Annotated in this window: 22 protein-coding genes; 12 read left to right on the forward strand and 10 right to left on the reverse strand. The window is 66.6% G+C overall.

Annotated elements, in window-relative coordinates; all coding sequences use genetic code 11:
- The first annotated feature begins 13 nt into the window (after positions 1-13).
- From MG068_RS13805 to MG068_RS13820, 4 genes are all read left to right on the forward strand, one after another.
- Positions 14-463, forward strand: a complete 450-nt coding sequence (locus MG068_RS13805) for a carboxymuconolactone decarboxylase family protein (protein ID WP_049460578.1) — start codon at positions 14-16, stop codon at positions 461-463.
- Positions 464-529: 66 nt separating this feature from the next.
- The gene (locus tag MG068_RS13810; RefSeq protein ID WP_132810483.1) at positions 530-1,351 is read left to right on the forward strand and encodes a hypothetical protein; all 822 of its coding nucleotides are present in this window, start codon (positions 530-532) and stop codon (positions 1,349-1,351) included.
- Between the two features lie 96 nt (positions 1,352-1,447).
- Complete coding sequence (locus MG068_RS13815) at positions 1,448-3,319, forward strand: ABC transporter ATP-binding protein (RefSeq protein ID WP_132810484.1); 1,872 nt, start codon at positions 1,448-1,450, stop codon at positions 3,317-3,319.
- Between the two features lie 79 nt (positions 3,320-3,398).
- Entirely contained in the window at positions 3,399-4,178 is a 780-nt protein-coding gene (locus MG068_RS13820; RefSeq protein WP_046984352.1) for a ferredoxin--NADP reductase, read from the forward strand.
- Between the two features lie 77 nt (positions 4,179-4,255).
- Here the strand turns inward: MG068_RS13820 and MG068_RS13825 are convergent, their stop codons facing one another.
- Complete coding sequence (locus MG068_RS13825) at positions 4,256-4,735, reverse strand: glutathione peroxidase (protein WP_132810485.1); 480 nt, start codon at positions 4,733-4,735, stop codon at positions 4,256-4,258.
- A gap of 130 nt (positions 4,736-4,865) precedes the next feature.
- On the opposite strand from MG068_RS13825, the gene MG068_RS13830 reads away from it, so the two are divergent.
- The gene (locus tag MG068_RS13830) at positions 4,866-7,034 is read left to right on the forward strand and encodes a M3 family metallopeptidase (RefSeq protein WP_132810486.1); all 2,169 of its coding nucleotides are present in this window, start codon (positions 4,866-4,868) and stop codon (positions 7,032-7,034) included.
- A 125-nt stretch (positions 7,035-7,159) separates the two neighbouring features.
- Here MG068_RS13830 and cfa read toward each other — a convergent pair whose 3' ends face one another.
- Genes cfa through MG068_RS13845 form a run of 3 tightly spaced genes read right to left on the reverse strand, consistent with a single transcriptional unit; the run spans position 7,160 to position 9,516 of the window.
- On the reverse strand, positions 7,160-8,275 hold the full coding sequence (gene cfa / locus MG068_RS13835) for a cyclopropane fatty acyl phospholipid synthase (RefSeq protein ID WP_049421515.1): 1,116 nt from the start codon (positions 8,273-8,275) through the stop codon (positions 7,160-7,162).
- 19 nt (positions 8,276-8,294) lie between these two features.
- On the reverse strand, positions 8,295-9,176 hold the full coding sequence (locus MG068_RS13840; RefSeq protein WP_071229774.1) for a DUF3298 and DUF4163 domain-containing protein: 882 nt from the start codon (positions 9,174-9,176) through the stop codon (positions 8,295-8,297).
- A gap of 37 nt (positions 9,177-9,213) precedes the next feature.
- Positions 9,214-9,516, reverse strand: a complete 303-nt coding sequence (locus MG068_RS13845; protein WP_006455911.1) for a GNAT family N-acetyltransferase — start codon at positions 9,514-9,516, stop codon at positions 9,214-9,216.
- A 209-nt stretch (positions 9,517-9,725) separates the two neighbouring features.
- On the opposite strand from MG068_RS13845, the gene MG068_RS21095 reads away from it, so the two are divergent.
- Positions 9,726-9,887, forward strand: a complete 162-nt coding sequence (locus MG068_RS21095) for a hypothetical protein (RefSeq protein WP_165929939.1) — start codon at positions 9,726-9,728, stop codon at positions 9,885-9,887.
- A 43-nt stretch (positions 9,888-9,930) separates the two neighbouring features.
- Here MG068_RS21095 and MG068_RS13850 read toward each other — a convergent pair whose 3' ends face one another.
- Positions 9,931-10,557, reverse strand: a complete 627-nt coding sequence (locus tag MG068_RS13850) for a rhomboid family intramembrane serine protease (RefSeq protein WP_032129656.1) — start codon at positions 10,555-10,557, stop codon at positions 9,931-9,933.
- Positions 10,558-10,564: 7 nt separating this feature from the next.
- Positions 10,565-12,130: a POT-type proton-dependent oligopeptide transporter gene (locus tag MG068_RS13855; RefSeq protein WP_132810487.1), complete on the reverse strand. Its 1,566-nt coding sequence runs from the start codon at positions 12,128-12,130 to the stop codon at positions 10,565-10,567.
- A 163-nt stretch (positions 12,131-12,293) separates the two neighbouring features.
- Between MG068_RS13855 and MG068_RS13860 the strand changes: the two genes are divergently transcribed.
- Positions 12,294-13,142 (forward strand): endonuclease/exonuclease/phosphatase family protein, encoded by an 849-nt coding sequence (locus tag MG068_RS13860; protein ID WP_071229750.1) that lies wholly within the window; start codon positions 12,294-12,296, stop codon positions 13,140-13,142.
- Between the two features lie 132 nt (positions 13,143-13,274).
- Here the strand turns inward: MG068_RS13860 and MG068_RS13865 are convergent, their stop codons facing one another.
- The gene (locus MG068_RS13865; protein WP_005410310.1) at positions 13,275-13,886 is read right to left on the reverse strand and encodes a superoxide dismutase; all 612 of its coding nucleotides are present in this window, start codon (positions 13,884-13,886) and stop codon (positions 13,275-13,277) included.
- 219 nt (positions 13,887-14,105) lie between these two features.
- Between MG068_RS13865 and MG068_RS13870 the strand changes: the two genes are divergently transcribed.
- Entirely contained in the window at positions 14,106-14,558 is a 453-nt protein-coding gene (locus MG068_RS13870) for a guanyl-specific ribonuclease (protein ID WP_132810488.1), read from the forward strand.
- On the forward strand, positions 14,558-14,971 hold the full coding sequence (locus MG068_RS13875; protein WP_032129660.1) for a barstar family protein: 414 nt from the start codon (positions 14,558-14,560) through the stop codon (positions 14,969-14,971). The genes MG068_RS13870 and MG068_RS13875 overlap by 1 nt, the downstream gene beginning before the upstream one ends.
- A 490-nt stretch (positions 14,972-15,461) precedes the next feature.
- Here the strand turns inward: MG068_RS13875 and MG068_RS13880 are convergent, their stop codons facing one another.
- Together MG068_RS13880 and MG068_RS13885 are read right to left on the reverse strand one after the other, a co-directional pair.
- Positions 15,462-17,234 carry a hypothetical protein gene (locus tag MG068_RS13880; protein ID WP_132810489.1) on the reverse strand — a complete coding sequence of 591 codons (1,773 nt, stop codon included), beginning with the start codon at positions 17,232-17,234 and terminating at the stop codon, positions 15,462-15,464.
- Between the two features lie 10 nt (positions 17,235-17,244).
- A complete protein-coding gene (locus MG068_RS13885; RefSeq protein ID WP_032129662.1) occupies positions 17,245-17,844 on the reverse strand; it encodes an NfuA family Fe-S biogenesis protein in 600 nt (199 codons plus the stop codon).
- A gap of 90 nt (positions 17,845-17,934) precedes the next feature.
- On the opposite strand from MG068_RS13885, the gene MG068_RS13890 reads away from it, so the two are divergent.
- The 3 genes from MG068_RS13890 to zupT all read left to right on the forward strand — a co-directional run bounded on the left by MG068_RS13890 (position 17,935) and on the right by zupT (position 19,606).
- Complete coding sequence (locus tag MG068_RS13890; protein ID WP_006456031.1) at positions 17,935-18,285, forward strand: 4a-hydroxytetrahydrobiopterin dehydratase; 351 nt, start codon at positions 17,935-17,937, stop codon at positions 18,283-18,285.
- Entirely contained in the window at positions 18,282-18,698 is a 417-nt protein-coding gene (locus tag MG068_RS13895) for an energy transducer TonB (RefSeq protein WP_032129663.1), read from the forward strand. Before MG068_RS13890 ends, MG068_RS13895 begins: the two co-directional genes overlap by 4 nt.
- A 98-nt stretch (positions 18,699-18,796) precedes the next feature.
- Entirely contained in the window at positions 18,797-19,606 is an 810-nt protein-coding gene (zupT, locus tag MG068_RS13900) for a zinc transporter ZupT (RefSeq protein WP_006456115.1), read from the forward strand.
- A gap of 536 nt (positions 19,607-20,142) precedes the next feature.
- On the opposite strand, the gene MG068_RS13905 is transcribed toward zupT, so the two are convergent.
- Positions 20,143-21,117, reverse strand: a complete 975-nt coding sequence (locus tag MG068_RS13905; RefSeq protein ID WP_132810490.1) for an RluA family pseudouridine synthase — start codon at positions 21,115-21,117, stop codon at positions 20,143-20,145.
- Positions 21,118-21,190 lie beyond the last annotated feature (73 nt).

Raw genomic sequence — 21,190 nt, forward strand, 5'->3', positions numbered from 1 at the left:
CGTGGAGCCGAAAATGTCCGACCACGCCTCTCCCCGCGTCCCTTACACCCGCTTGGCCGCCGAAGCCTTCAAGGGCCTGCTGGCCACCAGCCAGGCGGTGCATGACAGCTCGATCGATCCGACCCTGATGGAACTGCTGTTCCTGCGGGTGTCCCAGCTCAACGGCTGCGGCTACTGCATGGACATGCACGGCACGGCGCTGCGCAAGGGCGGCATCGAGCCGCGCAAGCTGGATACGCTGCCCGCGTGGCACGAAAGCCGTTTCTTCGATGCCCGCGAGCGTGCGGCGCTGGGCTGGGCCGAAGCGCTGACCCGGCTGACCGACGGTGCACCGTCACAGGCGGCGTTCGATGCACTGGCACCGCACTTCGATGAGAAGGGCATCAGCGACCTGAGCATGGGCATCGCGGTGATCAATGCCTGGAACCGGCTGGGCGCCGGGCTGCTGCCGCCGCTGCCCTGAGCGCTTCGTTGACAGTGCCTGGACCGCCGGGCACTGTGCCTGCCCCGCAGGAAGCATCCGAACGTCATGGCCGACGAAGCCCCCGACACGCCCAGCAAGGAGGCGCTGAAGGCGCTGACCCAGTACCGGGAGCGGGACACCGCGCCGCCCGAACTCCTGTCGACGCTTGAACGGCATGGACTGTTGTGGCCCGTCGAACATCCGGGCCATGAGGCCCTCCAGGTGCGGATGTTCGCCGCCTATGCCCGCGCCGACCGCCAGCATGTGGCAGACAACTTCATCCTCGGCGTACAGGAGAACCGCAGCGACCTGCGCGCCGGGCTGTCGGCGTATGCGTTCATGGTGCACTTCCCAAGGCATCAGGAGCAGCCACACCCCAGCCTCGCCTGTGCGGTCTGCGGCCAGGTCCGCGAAGGCAGATTCGACCCGACCACCTGGGCGCGCGTCCGCCACAACATCGGGGTCGTGCTCGGCGGAAGCGTAAACGCCATCACCTTCCTGTTGGAACAACACAATCTGACGCCCAGACGGGCGCCCGGCGACATGAGCACACTGGTGGCACTGCTGCGGCTGCTGCACCACGAGAGCGACGCCAAGGACACCCCGTCGACCATCGTCAAACGCGTGCGCGCGCTGCCGGGCCTGAAACTGTCCGTCGAGCAGGCGCGTCACCTGCTGGATGCCCTGGGCCATGCCGGGCTGCTGCAGACCCCCGAGCATCCCGGCCTGGCGCAACGCTTCACCCGGGTCGGTCTGGCACCGCGCACGTCGCGCTCTTCGGACTGGAGCTATCCCGTCGATTTCTGGAAAGGCGCCTACGGCATCGACAGCGGGGCCCTGCGCTTCTGGTTCGCTCACCATCCTGCGCTGCTGGCTGCGCTGGACTGAGCGCGCAGGCGGCGCCGACGCGCTGCCCTGCCGGCGCATGGCAGGCATGCGCCCCGTTCATGCCTCCGCCACGCGCAGGGCGCGCACAATACGCACATGCCTGCTACCCCCACCGCTGGCGCTGCCGCCGCGAAGAAACCCAGCCTGCGCCAGCGCTTCAGGGCGATGCGCAACCTGCCACCGTTCCTGCGCATGGTCTGGAAGACCAGCCCCGCGCTCACCTTGGCCAGCCTTGGCCTGCGCCTGATCCGTGCGCTGCTGCCGGTGGCGATGCTCTACGTCGGCAAGCTGATCATCGACAGCGCGCTGCACCTGAGCCAGCACGACGCTGGCTTCCCGCCGCTGGGCGAAGCACTGTCCAGCGGCATACTGAATCCGCTGCTGGGCCTGCTGGCGCTGGAATTCGGCCTGGCCATCGCCTCGGATCTGCTCGGCCGGCTGGTCAGCTACGCCGATGCCCTGCTCTCGGAACTGTTCGCCAACGTCACCAGCATCCGGTTGATGGAACACGCGGCAACGCTGGATCTGGAGGACTTCGAGGACCCGGACCTGCAGGACAAGCTGGACCGTGCGCGACGCCAGACCATGGGCCGGATGAACCTGATGAGCCAGCTGTTCGGCCAGGTGCAGGACGCGATCACCGTGGCCAGCCTCGCCGTCGGCCTGCTGGTCTACGCGCCGTGGCTGATCCTGCTGCTGGCGCTGGCCCTGGTGCCGGCCTTCATCGGCGAATCGCACTTCAACGCGGCCGGCTACAGCCTCAACTTCCAGTGGACACCCGAGCGCCGCCAGCTCGACTACCTGCGCCAGCTCGGTGCCAGCGTGGAAACGGCCAAGGAAGTGAAGATCTACAACCTGCACCGCTTCCTGGTGGAGCGCTACCGGCGCCTGTCGGTGGCGCTGTTCCAGGCCAACCGCGCCTTGGCCCGGCGCCGCGCGTTCTGGGGCACGCTGCTGGCCGCGCTGGGCACGCTGGGCTACTACACCGCCTACGCCTACATCGCCTGGCGCACGGTGCGCGGCGACTTCTCGATCGGCGACCTGACCTTCCTCGCCGGCAGCTTCCTGCGCCTGCGCCAGCTGCTGGAGGGCCTGTTGATCGGGTTCTCGCAGGTGGCCAGCCAGGCGCTGTACCTGGATGACCTGTTCTCGTTCTTCCAGATCCAGCCGGAAATCCACTCGCGTGAAGGTGCGGTGCGCGTGCCGCAGCCGATCCGGCAGGGCTTCGTGTTCGAGAACGTCGGCTTCCGCTACCCGGATGCCGAGCAATGGGCGGTGCGCCACCTTGATTTCCAGCTGCGGGCTGGCGAAGTACTGGCGCTGGTCGGTGAGAACGGCGCTGGCAAGACCACACTGGTGAAGCTGCTGGCGCGGCTGTACGAACCGGACGAGGGCCGCATCCTGCTCGATGGGCGCGACCTGCGCGACTACGACCTGGACGACCTGCGCGCCAATCTCGGGGTGATCTTCCAGGACTTCGTGCGCTACAACCTCAGCGCCGGCGAGAACATCGGCGTCGGCCAGGTCGAGGCGATGGACGACCAGGCGCGTATCGCCGACGCCGCACGGCGCGGAATGGCCGAGGAAGTGATCGACGACCTGCCTGGCGGTTACAACCAGCTGATCGGCCGCCGCTTCAAGCAGGGCGTGGACCTGTCCGGCGGCCAATGGCAGAAGATCGCCATCGCCCGCGCATGGATGCGCAATGCGCAGGTGATGATCCTGGATGAGCCAACGGCAGCGCTGGATGCGCGAAGTGAGTTCGAGGTGTTCCAGCGGTTCAGGGAACTGGCGGATAATCGCACCGCAGTGCTGATTTCCCACCGTTTCTCCTCGGTACGCATGGCCGATCGCATCCTGGTGCTGGCCGATGGCCGGATCGAGGCCAGCGGCACCCATGAAGAGCTGATGGTCCAAGGCGGCCGCTATGCCGAGCTGTTCGAGCTGCAGGCGGCCGGCTACCGCTGAGAACGCCTCTCGTTCCGCCTAATGAGAACCTGTCTCATTTGAGATAGAATCACCCCGACGACTTCCGATAGATACGCCCATGTCCTCCGCTTTTGGCGCCGAAACGGTGCTTGAGGTCCGTCATTGGACCGATGCCTACTTCAGCTTCACCCTCACCCGCGACAGCGGTTTCCGCTTCGAGAACGGCCAGTTCGTGATGATCGGCCTGGAAACCGAGGCGCGGCCGCTGCTGCGCGCGTATTCCATCGCCAGCGCCAACTGGGAAGAGCACCTGGAGTTCTTCAGCATCAAGGTGCAGGACGGCCCGCTGACCTCGCGCCTGCAGCACATCAAGCCTGGTGACAAGGTGCTGGTCGGCAAGAAGCCCACCGGCACCCTGCTGATCAGCGATCTGCACCCCGGCAAGAACCTGTACCTGCTGGGCACCGGCACCGGCATGGCGCCGTGGCTGTCGGTCATCAAGGACCCGGAAACCTACGAGCGCTTCGAGAAGGTGATCCTCTGCCACGGCGTGCGCTACGAGAAGGACCTGGCCTACCGCGATTACTTCGAGAAGGAACTGCGTGAGCATGAATTCCTCGGCGAGATGATCGGCGACAAGCTGCTGTACTACCCGGCCGTCACCCGCGAGCCGTTCGCCAACCAGGGCCGCCTGACCCAGCTGATGGAAAGCGGCGAGATGCAGCGCACCCTCGGCCTGCCGGAGCTGAGCCCGGAGAACGACCGCGCGATGATCTGCGGCAGCCCGCAGATGCTGGCCGACCTGCGCAGCGTGCTCGATGCCCGTGGTTTCCAGGTCTCGCCGCGCATCGGCCAGCCGGGCCACTACGTGTTCGAGCGCGCGTTCGTCGAGAAATAAGCAAAAAGGGGACGGAGGGGATTAAGTCGTTTGTGCACAAACGACTTAATCCCCTCCGTCCCCTTTTCGGGTTCGTCTCACAGCAGCGCTTCGATCTCGCCGCGCAGCTGCTCCGGCCTGGTGGTGGGCGCGTGACGCGACACCACCTGCCCCTGGCGGTCGACCAGGAACTTGCTGAAATTCCACTTGATGCGGGCGCTACCCAGCAGGCCGCGCTTCTCGCGTGACAGCCATGCCCACAACGGATCAGCCCCGTCGCCGTTGACCTCGATCTTCTCCGACAGCGGGAAGCTGACCGGGTAGTCCAGCGAACAGAACTGGCGGATCTGCGCGGCATCACCCGGCTCCTGCGCGCCGAACTGGTTGCACGGGAAGCCGATCACCACCAGGCCGCGTTCGCGGTACTCCTGCCACAGCTGCTCCAGCCCGGTGTATTGAGGGGTGAAGCCACAACGGCTGGCGACGTTCACCAGCAGCAACGGATGGCCCTGGTACCGGGCCAGCGCCTGTGGCTGGCCGTCGAGGTCGCGGAAGCTGAAATCGTAGGCGGTGGTCATGATGGCGGGCCGTGGGCGGTGACTGCATGGTACCCGCGCCCGGCCCCGGCAACATGCCTTTTGACACAAGTGCGGGCGCCACCGGCCGGGTTACCCTCGGGCCCTTGTTTGCCTTACCGGAGCTTCTACCTTGACCACTCGACTTGCCCTTGCCGTGGCCATGTCCCTCGGCCTTGCCCTGCCCGCCTTCTCGGCCGGCGCCGCCACCCCGGCTGCCAGCACCCATGCCCAGCAGGCCAATCCGTTCTTCGCCGAAAGCCCGCTGCCGCTGCACTTCCCGCAATTCGACAAGATCAAGGACAGCGACTTCGCCCCGGCCTTCGACGCCGGCATGGCGCAGCAGCTGAAGGAAGTGGAGGCGATCGCCAACAACAAGGCCAAGCCGACCTTCGACAACACCATCATCGCCCTGGAAAAGAGCGGTGACATCCTCGACCGTGCGACCACCGTGTTCTTCAGCCTGGTCGGCGCCGACACCAACGACACCCGCAAGAAGCTGCAGGCTGATTACTCGGCGAAGTTCGCCGCGCACAGCGATGCGATCGCGCTGAACGGCAAGCTGTTCGCCCGCATCCAGGCGCTGTACGACACCCGCAGCCAGCTGGGCCTGGACGCCGAAGGCGTGCGCCTGGTCGAGAAGTACTACGACAACTACGTGCGCGCAGGCGCCAAGCTGTCCGACGCCGACAAGGCCACGCTGAAGGAGATGAACGCCGAGCTGGCCAACCTGGGTACCAAGTTCAGCCAGAACGTGCAGTCGGAGGTGAACGCTTCGGCGATCACCGTCGACGACGTCAAGCAACTGGACGGCCTGTCCAAGGAGCAGATCGCCGCCGCCGCCGAAGCCGCCAAGGCCCGCGGCCAGGACGGCAAGTACGTGATCACCCTGCTCAACACCACCGGCCAGCCGCCGCTGACCAACCTGGCCAACCGCGCCCTGCGCCAGAAGATCTACGAAGCGTCGGTGAGCCGCGGCAGCCGCGGCGGTGAGTTCGACAACACCGCTCTGGTCTCGCGCATCATGCAGCTGCGCGCCGACAAGGCCAAGCTGATGGGCTTCCCGAACTTCGCCGCCTACAACCTGACCAACCAGACCGCCAAGACCCCCGAAGCGGTCAACGCGATGCTGGGCAAGCTGGCCCCGGCCGCGGTGGCCAACGCCAAGCGTGAAGCCGCCGACCTGCAGGCGATGATCGACCAGGAACAGAAGGCCGCTGGCAAGCCGACGTTCAAGCTGGAACCGTGGGACTGGGCCTTCTACAGCGAGAAGGTGCGCCAGGCCAAGTACAACTTCGACGAGTCGCAGCTGAAGCCGTACTTCGAAATGAAGAACGTGCTGGAGAACGGCGTGTTCTACGCCGCGGGCCAGGAATTCGGCCTGACCTTCAAGCAGCGCACCGACCTGCCGGTCTACCACGATGACGTCACCGTCTACGACGTGTTCGACGCCGACGGCAGCCAGCTGGCGATCTTCATCTTCGACCCGTATGCACGCGCCTCCAAGCGCGGTGGCGCGTGGATGAACTCCTACGTCTCGCAGTCCAAGCTGACCGGCTTCAAGCCGGTGGTCGCCAATCACCTGAACATTCCGAAGCCGCCGGCCGGCCAGCCGACCCTGCTGACCTGGGACGAGGTGAACACCACGTTCCACGAGTTCGGCCACGCCCTGCACGGCATGTTCTCCAACGTGAAGTACCCGTACTTCTCGGGCACCTCGGTGCCGCGTGACTTCGTCGAGTTCCCCTCGCAGGTCAACGAGATGTGGGCCGACAACCCGGTCATCCTGAAGAACTACGCCAAGCACTACCAGAATGGTTCGGCGATGCCGCAGGCACTGCTGGACAAGGTGCTGGCCGCTGCCAAGTTCAACCAGGGCTTCGCCACCACCGAGTACCTGGGTGCGGCCATGCTGGACCAGCGCTGGCACCAGATCGGCGCCGACCAGGTGCCGGCCGCCAAGGACGTGATGGCCTTCGAGCGCGCCGCGCTGGAGAAGGACGGCATCTACTACGCGCCGGTTCCGCCGCGCTACAAGACCCCGTACTTCAGCCACATCATGGGCGGCTACTCGGCCGGCTACTACGCCTACATCTGGTCGGAAGTGCTCGACGCCAACACCCAGAAGTGGTTCAAGGACAACGGCGGCCTGAGCCGCAAGAACGGCGACCACTTCCGCGCCACCCTGCTGTCCAAGGGCGGCAGCGTGGATGCCATGCAGCTGTTCCGCGATTTCGCCGGCCACGAGCCGCAGATCGAACCGCTGCTGGAAAAGCGTGGCCTGACCGGCGCCGGCAACTGATCGCCAGCGCAGTCGCCTGAAACGAAAACCGCCCGGGAGACCGGGCGGTTTTTTTGTTGTGGTTGGGGTCAGAGCCCTTTCTGCGAAAAGGGATCTGACCCCGGGGTCTCCGCCCCGTGCTGGCTTCAGCGTGGCGCCACGTACCCACCTGGCACGCCTTCCGGCGACAGCACCAGCTGCCACAGCTGCGCGTGCCGGCAACGGAAGGTGGCCATCGACCCGGCCAGGTAGAAGCGCCACATGCGCCGGAAGTGCTCGTCGTAGCGCGCATCCAGCCGCGGCCACGCCGCTTCCACGTTGCGCCGCCAGGCCTGCAGGGTCAGGTCGTAATCGGTGCCGAAGTTGTGCCAGTCCTCCAGCACGAAGCGGCCCTCGAACGCCTTGGTGATCTGCACCGCCGATGGCAGCATCGAGTTGGGAAAGATGTAGCGCGCGATCCACGGGTCCGTACGATGCCGCGAGATGTTGGTGCCGATGCTGTGCAGCAGCAGCAGGCCGCGCGGTGACAGGCAACGCCTGGCCACCTCGAAGAAGCTGGCGTAGTTCTTGTCGCCGACGTGCTCGAACATGCCGATCGAGAAGATCGCATCGAACGGCTCGTGCAGTTCGCGGTAGTCCTGCAGGCGGATCTCGATCGGCAGGCCGGCGCACAGTTCGCGCGCGAACTCGGCCTGCTCCTGCGAAATGGTCACGCCGACGCCACTGACACCGTAGCGCTCGGCGGCAAACTTCAGGGCTTCGCCCCAGCCACAGCCGATGTCCAGCACACGCTGCCCCGGGCGCAGGCCCAGCTTGCGGCAGACCAGGTCAAGCTTGGCTTCCTGCGCGGCGTCGAGATCGCCGGCATTGCGCCAGTAGCCACAGCTATAGACCAGGCGCTGGCCCAGCATGGCCTGGTAGAGATCATTGCCGAGGTCGTAGTGGCGGCGGCCCACCTCGTAGCTGCCCTGTCCCACCTGCAGGTTGAACAGGCGCGCCTTCAGTGCATCGGCCACTTCGCGCCAACCGTGCACCCGTTCGTCCAGGTGCGCCTGCATCAGGTGGACAAGGAATTCATCCAGGACGTTGGCATCCCACCAACCGTCCATGTAGCTCTCGCCGAGGCCAAGCGAGCCGTGCGCCATGACCCGCGCGAAGAAGCGCGGGTCATGCACCTGGATATCCTGTGGCTGGGTACCGCCGATGCGGACCCCGGCTTCCTGCAGCAGGCCGGCGACCCGCTCCTGCAACCCTGTATCCACGCCACCTCCTCAACTGCGGTCAACCGCGTGCGAACAGCTCCACGTAGTCCTTGGCCACGTGCGGCAACAGCACCGCCGCCGGTACATCGGCGGTCTGGGTGCCGTCCGAGTATGGACCCACCTGGTACGGCGGGAAAACAAAGCGCAGCGCGGTGATCTGCCCCTTGTCGTCGGTCAGCGGCTGGAACTGGCTGAAATTGTCGGCCTGCGGGCCGGTGCCGTCGGCAATCATGCGCGATGCGTTGCGCAGCGATTCCTGCAGCTGGGCCGGATCCATGTCCTCACCGCTGAGGCGGGTGGCCACGCGTTCACGCAGCTGGTCGGCGACGAAATCGCTGATCGCCTTCCAGCCCTTGGCATCGGCCACCAGCTTTTCGGCGCTGAGCATCTGCTGATGCTGCGGCAGCCACACGAATCGGGCCACCAGCGGTTCGCCATGGGCGCCACCGGTGTAGCGGCTGCCATCGGCACTGACCACCACCAGCTGCGGGGTTTCCAGCAGCTTCTCGAAGCTCAGCGACAGCTCGTACGGCATGGTCGGCTTGTCATTGCCCAGCCCGTCCAGCGCCTGTTGCAGGTCACTGCGCGCACTCGTCGCATAGCTCTGCAGCGCGCGGGCCAGGCCCGGGTAGCGGTCGATGCCGGCCGGGTAGCTGATACCCACCACTTCGCGTTCGTTGTTCTCGATCACGTCGCGCAGATCCAGCGGCGCTTCCGTGGCCGGCGTTTCACCTGCGGCGGTGGCTTCGGCGGCGGGCGCCGCGTCGGTCGCCGGTGCCGGCTCGCTTTCACGCTGGCAACCGGCGAGCAACAGCACGCCCACCACGCCGGCCAGCACGCTGCCGTGCAGTGGCCGGTTGTTTCCAATCTTCATCGGGATCCCCTGTTCATGTTTGTACATCATCGCCTGCCATGGCTGAAGCGTGGCCCGCTGGCATTCAGCCAACGAGCAGGTCGTGGTACTCCTCATGTCGCTGCAGGAAGGCCTCGGCGTAGGAACACGCCGGCACCACCTTGTACTTCTGCTCACGGGCAAAACGCAGCGCCACACGGGTCAGCTCACCGGCGATGCCTCGGCCGGCAATCGGCTCGGGCACCTCGGTATGCGTGATGACCATGCGCCTGCGTTTGATCTGGTAGTCCAGCACCGCCAGCTGTCCGCGCACACGGGCGGTGAAGCGATGGTTGGCCAGGTCGTGTTCGACCTCGTAGGCCAGACCGGGGGGCGTGACCGAAGCCATGGAACTGTCTCCTGCGGCGACTGCGTGGATGGTGCGCAGCCGGGCGCCATGATCGCGTGAAGCCTGAACAGGGGCAAGTCCGTTCCATTCACGTCAGTTTGCGACCCTCAAGCTGGAGCGCTGGCGGCCGCTATCGCCTGTGGAGGGGTACGGCCAGGCTGGCACGGCCCTTGCGACCGTTGATCATGCGCACCACCGCGGAGGCTCCGATGCACCCCAGCGATTCCCATTCAGATACCGACCGCGCCCTGCTGGAGGGCCTGCTGCAACTGGCCGTGGAGGGGCAGACCCAGGACCAGGATTTCCAGCGCATCGGCGAAGAAGTGTTCGCCCGCCTGCTGGATACCTACGGTCAGCAGCCCACGCTCTGAAACAGCGGGGGCGGATCGCTGCCGATCCGCCCCGCTCCCGTCATCAACCGCCGCCGAGGCGGAAGGTCGGGTTGGAAAGTTCGCGCAGGAAGTGAGTGAAGATGCTCGGCTGCATGGCCAGCATGAAGATCACGCCGAACGCCGCGCCTGCCAGGTGCGCGCTGTGGTTGATGCGGTCACCGCCGCGCTTGTCCATCCAGATGCTGTAGCCGACGTAGAACGCGGCGTAGACGATGGCCGGCGCCGGGATGAAGAACACCAGGATGATCGACCACGGCTTGATCAGGATGAAGGCGAACAGCACCGCCGACACCGCACCGGACGCACCCAGGCTGAGGTAGTTCGGGTTCTTCTGGTTCTTCAGGTAGCTGGGCAGGATCGAGACCAGCAGCGCACCGATGTAGAACGCCGGGTAGGTCAGGTAGCTGCCGGTCAGCTGCACCATCACGCTCTCGATGAATCCCCCGAAGAAGAACAGGGTGATCATGTTGAAGATCAGGTGCGACCAGTCGGCGTGGATGAAGCCATAGGTCACCAGCCGGTCGTACTGGCGGTGACGGTCGACGGCTGGCGGCCACAGGATCAGGCGATCGGCCAGCTTGCGGTTGTTGAACGCCATCCACGACAGGATGGCGGTGATGGCGATCAACAGCAGATTGACGGGGGTCATGTCAGGCTCAGGCGCTACGGTAGTTGTCGACCATACGATAGCGTTTCGCATACCAACCGAAGGCCAACGCCGCGACGAAGGCGAAACTGGCGAAGAAGAACATCAGGAACGCCGCTTCACTCAGGCCCGTACTGGCGATCTTGTGGGTCACCGCATCGTTGCGCACCGCCGCGTTGGACAGCAGCACCCACAGGTTGCCGATGGTGGTGGTCAGGTTCCAGAAGCTCATCACCACGCCCTTCATCGCCTGCGGCGCCTGGCTGTAGGCGAACTCCAGGCCGGTGGCCGAGACCAGCACCTCACCGAAGGTCAGCAGCGCATACGGCAGCATCTGCCAGAAGATCGACATGGCGTTGCCGCCGTCCATCACCACCTGGATGCCGCCGACCACGATCCAGGCCAGGCCGCTGAAGGCGATGCCGGCGGTCATGCGGCGCAGCGCGGTCGGCTCGAAGCCGAAGCGGCGCAGGGCCGGGTACAGCACCAGGTTGTTGAACGGAATCAGGATCATCACCAGCAGCGGGTTCAGTGCCTGCATCTGCGAGGCGGTGAACCAGCTCGGCATCTGCATCTGCTGGCCCTGCAGGACCCAGGTCGAGGCCTTCTGGTCGAACAGCGAGAAGAACGGCGTGGTCAACGCGAAGATCACCAGCACCCGCAGCACCGAGCGCACGCCTTCGACGGCTTCGGCCGGATGCTGGCCACGGGCGCGATCGAGCTGCAGCCAAGTGCCACCGCCGATACCGGCCAGGATCGATACCAGCGCCAGGCACAGGCAGATGACAATGCCCAACGAGCCAACCAGGCCGAACGAGGCCACTGCCAGCACCAGGCCGAGCACGGCGATCACCAGGCCCGGACGGCCCTGGCCGGCCACGCGCGCGGTCAGCGCGGTGCGTACCACGTTGGCGAACGAATGCGGATCCTTCGGCGGCAGTGGCACCAGCACGTAGCGCTTGCGGCCCAGCCAGAACACGAAGGTGGCGATGAACATCAGGATGCCCGGGATGCCGAACGCCCACTGCGGGCCCCAGTTCTTCAGCACCAGCGGGATCAGCAGCGAGGCGAACAGCGAGCCGAAATTGATGATCCAGTAGAAGGCATCGAAGACGACCTTGGCCAGGTGCTTGTTGCTCTGGTCGAACTGGTCACCCATGAACGAGGCCACCAGCGGCTTGATGCCACCGGCGCCGAGCGCGATCAGGCCCAGGCCGAGGAAGAAGCCTTCGCGGCTGTTCTCGAACAGCGCCAGGCACAGGTGGCCGGCGCAGTAGACCAGGCTGAACCAGAGAATGGTGTGGTACTTGCCGAAGAACCTGTCGGCCAGCCAGCCACCGAGCAGCGGGAAGAAATACACGCCGATCATGAAGCTGTGCATGATGTCCTTGGCTTCACCGGCACGGCCTTCCGCCGTGATTTCCTGCAGCAGCAGCGAGGTGATCAGGAACTGCACCAGGATGTTGCGCATCCCGTAGAAACTGAACCGTTCGCAGGCCTCATTGCCGATGATGTACGGAATCTGGCGCGGCATCTTTCCCTGGCCGGCGATGGGGGCGACTGCGTCGTGGCTCATCCTGTAAGGCATTCCTGCAAAGCGAAAGGCGCAAGATTACCGGAACCGGGGCTTGCGAAGCACGCTGCAGGGCTGCATGACAACGGTGCCAATCCATGGCAGGCAGCGACACTCCGTGCCGGAAGTCACGGCACCTGCACGACAAAAGCGTAAACTTATCGTTATGCGCCCCCTCGCCCCCGCCCGTCTCCTGCTCAGTTGCCTGGTGCTGCTGATGGCGTTGCAGGCACAGGCGCGGCCGCAGGCAACGGCCGCCACTGCCAGTGACAACGAGCCCCGGCAACTCACCGTGGCCGCGCTGGAACTGCCCAGCCGTGATGATGCGCATTGGAAGCAGCGCCGCGAGCAGGTCGCGCAACTGCTGACCGAGCTGCAGCCGGACGTGATCTCGGTGCAGCAGGTGCTGCAGCAGCAGGGCCGCAATCCAGCCTGCTGGCTGGCCAGCCGGCTGCGCTACAGCTGCGACTTCGTTACCGCCGATCCGCCCAGCCAGCCGTTGCGGCATGGCAACGCGATGCTGACCCGGCTGCCGGTCAGCGAGGATGGCGTGACCCTGCTGCACCCACCCGGCACCTTCAGCGCCGCCGGCATGATGCGGCTGAAGCTGGGCGAGGCACTGGTCAACATCTATGTGGCACGGCTGCGCCCGGACCCGGACGAGGCCACCGCCCGCCAGCATCAGACCAGCGACCTGATGACCTGGATCGGCGCCACCGCCGAGGGCATGCCTAGCCTGATCGCCGGCGATTTCTCCGCCAACACGGTGGAACTGGTGCGCAGCACGCCCGGCTTCCAGCCGGCCCGGCGCAATCCCGGCGGCCGCGCCGAGGCGCCTGCGGCCAGTGGCGGTGGCAGTAGTGGCCATGGCCTGGATGTGCTGTTCCAGGTCAAGCACTTCGGCGGCATCCGCCAGCAGCCGATCCTGCTGCCAGCCGACGGCGACCTGCCCGGCCTGCGCCTGGGCGTGATGGCTACGCTGCGGCTGCAGGGTGATACGGCCACCGCGGAATAGGTAGTGCCGGCCGCTGGCCGGCTCCTCGGGTACCACACGATTGCCGGCCAGCGGCCGGCACTACCGAATGACTCCTGCAACAGAAAAGGCCGGGGTCTCCCCCGGCCTTCTCACTTCATCCCGTTACCGCGATCAGGCGATCGCTTCCTGGTAACGGCGCTCGACTTCGTTCCAGTCGATGACGTTGAAGAACGCGCCGATGTATTCCGGACGACGGTTCTGGTACTTCAGGTAGTACGCGTGTTCCCACACGTCCAGGCCGAGGATGGGGGTGTTGCCTTCCATCAGCGGGCTGTCCTGGTTGCCGGTGCTCTCGACCACGACCTTCTTGTCCGGGGTCACGCTCAGCCACGCCCAGCCGCTGCCGAAACGGGTCAGCGCCGCCTTGGTGAAGGCGTCCTTGAACTTGTCGAAGCCGCCCAGGTCCTTGTCGATGGCCTTGGCCACGTCGCCCACCGGGTTGCCGCCAGCATTCGGAGCCATCACGGTCCAGAACAGCGAGTGGTTGGCATGGCCGCCACCGTTGTTGCGCACCGGACCCTGCAGGTTCTCCGGCAGCGACTTGAGCTTCTTCACCAGTTCTTCGACCGGCAGGTCAGCGTACTCGGTGCCTTCCAGCGCCGCGTTGACGTTGTTGATGTAGGTCTGGTGATGCTTGGTGTGATGGATTTCCATCGTCGCCGCATCGATATGCGGTTCCAACGCGTCGTAGGCGTAGGACAGCTTGGGCAGGGTATAGGCCATGATGCATCTCCTGATTGCGAGGGCACCCGACGGTGTCGGGCGTTGCGCGGTGAATGATGGGGACAGACCGCCAGATTACCAAGGGGGATGTAAAGGAAATTGCGTCCTGCCAGTGAGCATGACGGCAATTGTTACGCAGCAGTGACGCGACGCCGTCCTCATGCACCGTGCAGCGCACAGGCGCTACAGTGCCCGCACCACCCTCGCCCGCCCCTGCCCATGCGCAACCCCCGGCTGCTGATCACCGCCATCGCCCTGCTGCTGCTCGGCCTGGTCGTCAACCATTTCATGCAGCGCCCGCCTGCGCCGCAGTTCGCGCCGGACCTGCAGGGTGCGCCTGCCGCGCGCGCGCCTGCCACGGCCGCAACCGGCAACGACAGCGGCCTGCCCGCATTCCTGCCCGCCGAAGCCCGGCAGACCATCGCCCTGATCCAGCGTGGCGGCCCGTTCCCGCACCGCCAGGACGGCAGCACCTTCGGCAACCGCGAGCAGCAGCTGCCGCAGCGCCCGCGCGGCTACTACCGCGAATACACCGTCGACACCCCCGGTGCGCGCACCCGTGGCGCTCGCCGCATCGTCACCGGCGGCGATCCGCCGGAGGCGTGGTACTACACCGACGACCACTACGAATCGTTCCGCAGCTTCACCGTACCGGCCCAGGGAGCGCAGTGATGAGCCACGATGATTTCGGCCTCGGCCTGCATGACATCAACAATGCCGGCGTTTACGCCATCGACAGCGACGACATCGGCGCACTGGCCGCGGCGATGCGCGATGCCGGGCTGAAGGTGATCCGCATCGACCTGGAAGGCGTGGCCGACAAGCGCACCCTGCTGGCCCGGCTGGCCGCGCAACTGGATTTCCCTGCCGGCTTCGGCGGCAACTGGGATGCGCTGTCGGACAACCTGCGCGACCTGCAGTGGCTGCCGGCCAACGGCTACGCGCTGTTCCTGGCCGACGTGGACACGTTGCGCGCCTCCACGCAGAAGGATTTCGACACGTTGCTGGACGTGATGGACGAAGCCAGCCGCGACTGGGTTGGCCGCGACGTGCCGTTCTGGGTGTTCCTGTCGCAGAGCGCGTGAGGTCATCGCCCAGGCAGAGGCCGCCCCTGGTCGGCACACGTGCTCCGGTAGAGGCCGACCTTGGTCGGCGCACGTGCTCCGGTAGAGGCCGACCTTGGTCGGCGCACGTGCTCCGGTAGAGGCCGACCTTGGTCGGCGCTTCTGTGCCAACCAAGGTTGGCACCTACCAAAGCGCGAGCCGGCCAGTGGGTTGGCCGCGACGTGCCGTTCTGGGTGTTTCTGTCGCAGAGCGCGTGAGGTCACCACCCAGGTAGAGGCCGCCCCTGGTCGGCGCACGTGCTCCGGTAGAGGCCGACCTTCGTCGGCACACGTGCTCCGGTAGATGCCGACCTTGGTCGGCGCTTCTGTGCCAACCAAGGTCGGCACCTACCAAAGCGCGCCAGCATGGCCGTCACATCCCGCGATGGGTCCATCAAAAAGCCCCCTTGTTGTTCAAGGAGGCGCGCCAACGGCGCGGGGACAAGGAAACATGCGTGGACAACGGGAGCGGTTAGCGGCTCCCGTTATCTTCCTGCAGCTCTTTCTTGAACGGGATGTCCGGCGGCGGTCGTGCCACCGCCGGCTGGTCCTGCATGTTGGGGTTGGTCAGGCCACAGCCACCACCGGCCTGCAGGATCGAGATCACGCAGGAGATCCTCGTGCTGGTACCCGGCAACGGAATCTCCATTGCCTTGACGCCCTTGCGCACCCACTCGGCCAGCAGCGATTCCTGCGGCACCCAGTACTTGTCGAACGAGGTAGGCGTGTAGTCGTACGGCGGTCGCTTCAGCCAGGTGCCCGATTGCGCGATGCGTTCCTTGCTCCAGCCGTCGTTGGCGCCACCGGGCGCACCGCGCTCGGCACGCCCCTCGCCTTCCTGGCCCGGCACGCGGACGCTGCCATCGGCATTGAACAGGCCACTGCCCTTGCCGCTGGTACTGGCCTGGCGGGCGCCCTTGTCGGCGCCGTCCTGGTTGCGGCTCGATGCACCCCAGTCATCGCCCTTGGCGGGCGTGGCCCAGTTGCCCGGATTGGGGGCCGGGCGCGCTCCGGCCTGGGCCGGGGTCGTGCTGGATGCAGCAGGCCGCGCGGCGCTGCTGCTCGCCTGCGTCGCGCTGCCATTGGCCGCCGGCGCGGGCGCTGCCGCGGGTGCATTGCCACTCGAAGACGAAGGGGCTGCCACCGGTGCCGAGGCTACTTCGCGCTCGCGCACCTGTACGTCACGACCCGCCGGCGCATGCACTGCCGGTTCACGACCGGCGACGGTCGCCATCCGCACCTGCGGATCGACCACCGCCTGCACTTCACGCTCGCGCACCTGTACGTCCCGCTGCGGCACGCGCACCTGCACATCGGCCGTGCGCAGTGGCTGCGACACCACCGGTGCATCGACCGTACTGACTTCGCGCTCCTGCACCGGGATGTCACGCAGCTGCGGCGTCCGCACCGCGATCTGCGGCGCACGCATCGCGGTTGGGGTTGGCGGCGCCTGCACCGGCTGCACGCTGCGCTCGCGCACCGTGGGCGTGGTGTCACGCGGCACGATGCTGACCTCGGTGCGCGGCACGCTGACCGGCGGCACCACGAAATCCGTGCTGGCCTGCGCCACTTCGGTGGCCTGCACCGGCGACGGTGGCGGGGCCGCAAGCGGGGCCGGCCCGGCTTCGGCCGGCGGCGACGGCACGCTGGCTGCCGGTGCTGGAGCCGGTGCAGGTGCAGGCGCAGGCGCCGACGCGGCCGCAGGACGCGGCTCAGGTGCAGTCGCGGCCCCTGCTGCCTGGCCGGCGGCAACCTGGCCGGCCGGTGCAGCCGCAGCCGCCTCGGCACCCGGCTGATCGCCTCCGCCCTCCTGGGAGGCGCGGCCGACGAATTCCACCTGCACACGCTCGCCTTCGGCGCCCTCTGCTTCCGGTGCCGTGGTGCGGATCACCGCAACCCACAGCAGCAGCATGAAGAACAACAGGTGCAGCAGCGCGCTGGCCAACGCCGAGGTCCAGCGCATCCAGCGCTGATCGCGCGGCGCAGCATCCCAGTCCTGCCAGAACAACCTGCGCAGCGCCTGCCACGGCGACAGCCGGGGTGATTGGCCCGGCGCTCCAGGCAGCGGGCGCGGCAGCAATACCGCAATCACTTCGCGGGCGTGGAACGGCCGCGGCAGCGGGCCCAGCGAGCGCAGCCACAGCGCCCAGCCATAGGGCAGGCGCGTGGACTTCTCGAGGACGGCGCGTGGCTGCTGGCGGGCCAGCAGCAGTTCGATGAGTTGCTCGGCCCGGGTCAGAGGCACGCGTCAGCGGTCAGGCGACGTTGCCGCGCGGGATATACGGCGCGTGGCCGCTGTCATGGTCGGTCGCGTCGCGCACGGCGGTCACGCCCGGCACGCGGCCCATCAGGGTCTTCTCGATGCCCTGCTTGAGCGTCACGTCGGCCATCCCACAGCCCTGGCAGCCACCACCGAAGCGAAGCAGCACCACGCCGTCGGACGAGACTTCCTGCACGGCCACCTTGCCGCCATGCGAGGCCAGCTGCGGATTGACTTCGTTTTCCACCACCCAGTGCACGCGCTCGACCAGCGAAGCGGCATCGCCGGGGGCCTCGCCCTTGATGCGCGGCGCCTTGATGGTCAACTGCTGGGTACCGGCGGTGCCGGCGACGATGTCGATCTCGGCGCCATCGAGCCAGCCGACACTGCTCGCATCGACGTAGAGGGTGAAGCCATCGCAGTCCACCGCCCACTCGTCACCGAGCAGGTCGGTCGGTTCAGCGAACTCCAGCCGGGCATCGGCGCGCGGGGTGCCGGGCTCGACCGCACTCAAGCGCACGCCCATGCCGGGCACGCCCTCGCGTTCGATCAGCTTGCGGAAATGGGTCTGGGCAGTGTCGGAGATCTGGATCATCAGGCTATTCTAGCCAAGTAAGCGTCAACCGCTCATTCGGTTTATACACCGTCCGGCGCATTGTTCAGTCAACACGAGGTGGAGATTCCCATGGCCGACCTGATTCCACTGGCCCAGGCCCGTTGCGTGCCGCGCAAAGGCAGCGACCACAAGCTTGGCGAAGCCCGCCTGGCCGAACTGCTGCCGCAGATTCCCGGCTGGGAGCTGAGCGAGGGCGGCCAGGCCCTGTCGCGCACCTTCCGCTTCAAGGATTACTACGCCACCATGGCCTTCGTGAACGCGCTGGCCTGGATCGCCCATCGCGAGGACCACCATCCGGACCTGGGCGTGCACTACGATCGCGCGGTCGTGCGCTTCTCCACCCACGATGTGGGCGGCCTGAGCGAGAACGACTTCATCTGTGCGGCGAAGACTTCGGCCCTGACGGAGCAACTGCCATGAACGTACGTTTGCTGAGCCTGTCCCTGATCGCTGCGACCGGCCTGGCCGGCTGTGGCGCGTCCGAACCAGCGGCACCACCACCGCCGCCGCCCACCGAAGTGGCTGCGGTGAAGACACCGCCGCCGCAGTATCCGCTGGAACTGGCCTGCATGGGCGTGGGTGGCACCAGCACCTTCAAGGTGACCATCGGCACCGACGGCAAGCCGAGCGAAGTGGCGCTGCTGACCGGCGCCGGCAACCCCCAGCTGGACGAGCTGGCCAGGACCGCCGTGCAGGGCTGGCAGTTCAATGCCGCCACCCGCAACGGCCAGCCGGTGCCGGCCACGATCCAGGTGCCGGTGAGCTTCAACCCGCCGCAGCCGAAGCCGGACCAGTGCTTCGCCATCGAAGAACGCCTGCGCCGCGGCGGCTGATCGCGCGCTCCCCGACGAGGCCAGCCGACGCCCGCCTCGCCCTCCCCGCCCCGGGTTCATCCGGGGCGGTTGTCTGTTGACCAGGACCGCGTCGGTACATGCTGCAGATTCCCCCCGAAAATGTCTGGATCGCACTGGCGGTCACCCTCGCGGCCGGCCTGGCCACCGCCATCGGCAGCCTGCTGGTGCTGTTCTCGCGCCGCCCCAACCCGCGCCTGCTGGCCTTCGGCCTGGCCTTCGCCGGCGGTGCGATGGTCTATGTGTCGCTGTCGGAGATCCTCAACAAGTCCATTGCCTCGTTCGCACTGGCCTATGGCGAGCGCACCGGCTTCACCTACGGCACTCTGGCCTTCCTGCTGGGCGTGATCGTGATCGTGCTGATCGACCACTTCATCCCCAACCCGCATGACAGCCTGGACAAGCAGGACCCGGCGTTCCGCGAGAACAGCCGCGAGTACCTGAAGCGGGTTGCCCTGCTGACCTCGATCGCGATCACCGCGCACAACTTCCCGGAAGGGTTGGCAACCTTCTTTGCCACGCTGGAGAGTCCGTCGGTCGGCATGCCGCTGGCCTTCGCCATCGCCATCCACAACATTCCCGAGGGCATTGCGATTGCGGTGCCGGTGTACTTCGCCACCCAGAACAAGTTCTACGCGTTCAGCGCCAGCCTGCTGTCGGGCCTAGCCGAACCGGTAGGCGCGGCGCTGGGCTACTGGCTGCTGTCCGGGTCGCTGTCGCACGCCACCTTCGGCTGGGTGTTCGGGCTGATCGCCGGCGTGATGGTGTTCCTGGCACTGGACGAGCTGCTACCGGCGGCCAAGCGCTATGCCAAGGGCCACGAGACGGTGTACGGGCTGGTGGCGGGCATGGGCACGCTGGCGATCAGCCTGGTGCTGTTCAAGTGGTGAGGGGTTTGCGGCCAACGGGCTGAGCCCCCTCGCGGCTGGTACGTCCCGCAGCATCGAGAGGTCACGGGCGGGGGCGGCTTGCAGGGGACGCCGTGAATCCATCCATGGAGGCTTGGCCGCCGCATCCATGCGGCGGACACCCCTGCAAGCCGCCCCCGCCCGTGCCCCGTCATTTTTCTGTGCGTGCCAGTCACGCGATGAAAGAATAAGAAAGCGAAGCCCGCGCTGCGCGCGCGAGTCGAGCGTCGCTCGACTCTACAAAGGCTACGTGCGGGTATGGGTCTACGCTGCGGCTGTCTGGTCCGCCTTGTAGCTAGCCGAGCACCGCAGGTCCGGCGAGGGTGAAGAGGCGCGGGTGTCTGAGCGCAGCGAGTTCCGCGCCGCCCCTCGGCGGACCGAGGAGCGCAGGGCGCCGGCTCGCGGATGGCGGCGTGTTTCTTTGGTTGCTTTCTTTGCACGAGCAAAGAAAGTGACAAGCCCACTCATCGCAGGGAAGCGACGGCGCCGACCAAGCACCCGGCGCCGCCGAACCGCCGTCAGCGCAGCCGGTCCAGCGCCTCGACCAGCTCATCGGCCAGCGGTGCGTTCAGCACGTACGGGCTCTTGCCGTCGTCCAGCGCGAACTCCAGCGAGGCCGCGTGCAGGAACAGACGCTTCAGCCCGATCTGCTCACGAAGCTGCTTGTTGACCGCAGGATCGCCGTATTTGTCGTCTCCGGCCACCGGATGCCCCAGATGCTGGGCATGCACGCGGATCTGGTGGGTACGGCCGGTCTCGATGCGGACTTCGCAGTAGGAATGACCACCGCGACGCTCCAGCACACGGAAGTGGCTGATCGATTCCTTGCCGATCGCATTGACCTGCACATGGCGCTCGCCGCCCTGGCGCAGGCCCACGTGCAGCGGCGCATCGACCGTCATCACGCCGTCGGGCATGCGCCCGGCCAGCAGGGTCAGGTAGCGCTTGCGGATGCCGGCGCCGTGATCTTCACGCAGCAGCGCCTGCAGTTCGCTCAGCGCGGAGCGCTTCTTGGCCACGATCAGCAGGCCCGAGGTGTCTCGATCCAACCGGTGGACCAGCTCGAGGGTCTGGCCCGGGCGCAGGGCGCGCAGGGTCTCGATGGCACCGAAACTGATGCCGCTGCCGCCATGGCTGGCCACGCCAGTGGGCTTGTTCAGGGCCAGCAGGCGGGCATCCTCGAAGACGATGGCCTGCTCCAGGCGGCGCATGAACGCCTCCGGCGGACCGGCCTTGTCTCCCTCTTCGGTGAGACGGACCGGCGGCACACGCACCTCATCACCCGCCTCGAGCTTGCGTTCGGCCTTGGCGCGGCCACCATTCACCCGTACCTGGCCGCTGCGCACCAGCTTGTAGACCAGGCTGCGCGGGGCACCCTTCAGCTGGCCGAGCAGGAAGTTGTCCAGGCGCTGGCCGGCACGGTCGGCGGGAACGGTGATCATGCGCACGGAAGGCTTGTCGCCAGCGGGTTTGGTGGGGTCTTGGGCAGTCATCAGGCTGTTTATTCTGTTACACTCGGGGGGCGAGATAAGGGATTGATTTCGTTGGAAGTTACTCAGGGCCAGA

Source organism: Stenotrophomonas sp. ASS1, from assembly GCF_004346925.1.
In the GTDB taxonomy this organism is placed as follows: domain Bacteria; phylum Pseudomonadota; class Gammaproteobacteria; order Xanthomonadales; family Xanthomonadaceae; genus Stenotrophomonas; species Stenotrophomonas maltophilia_A.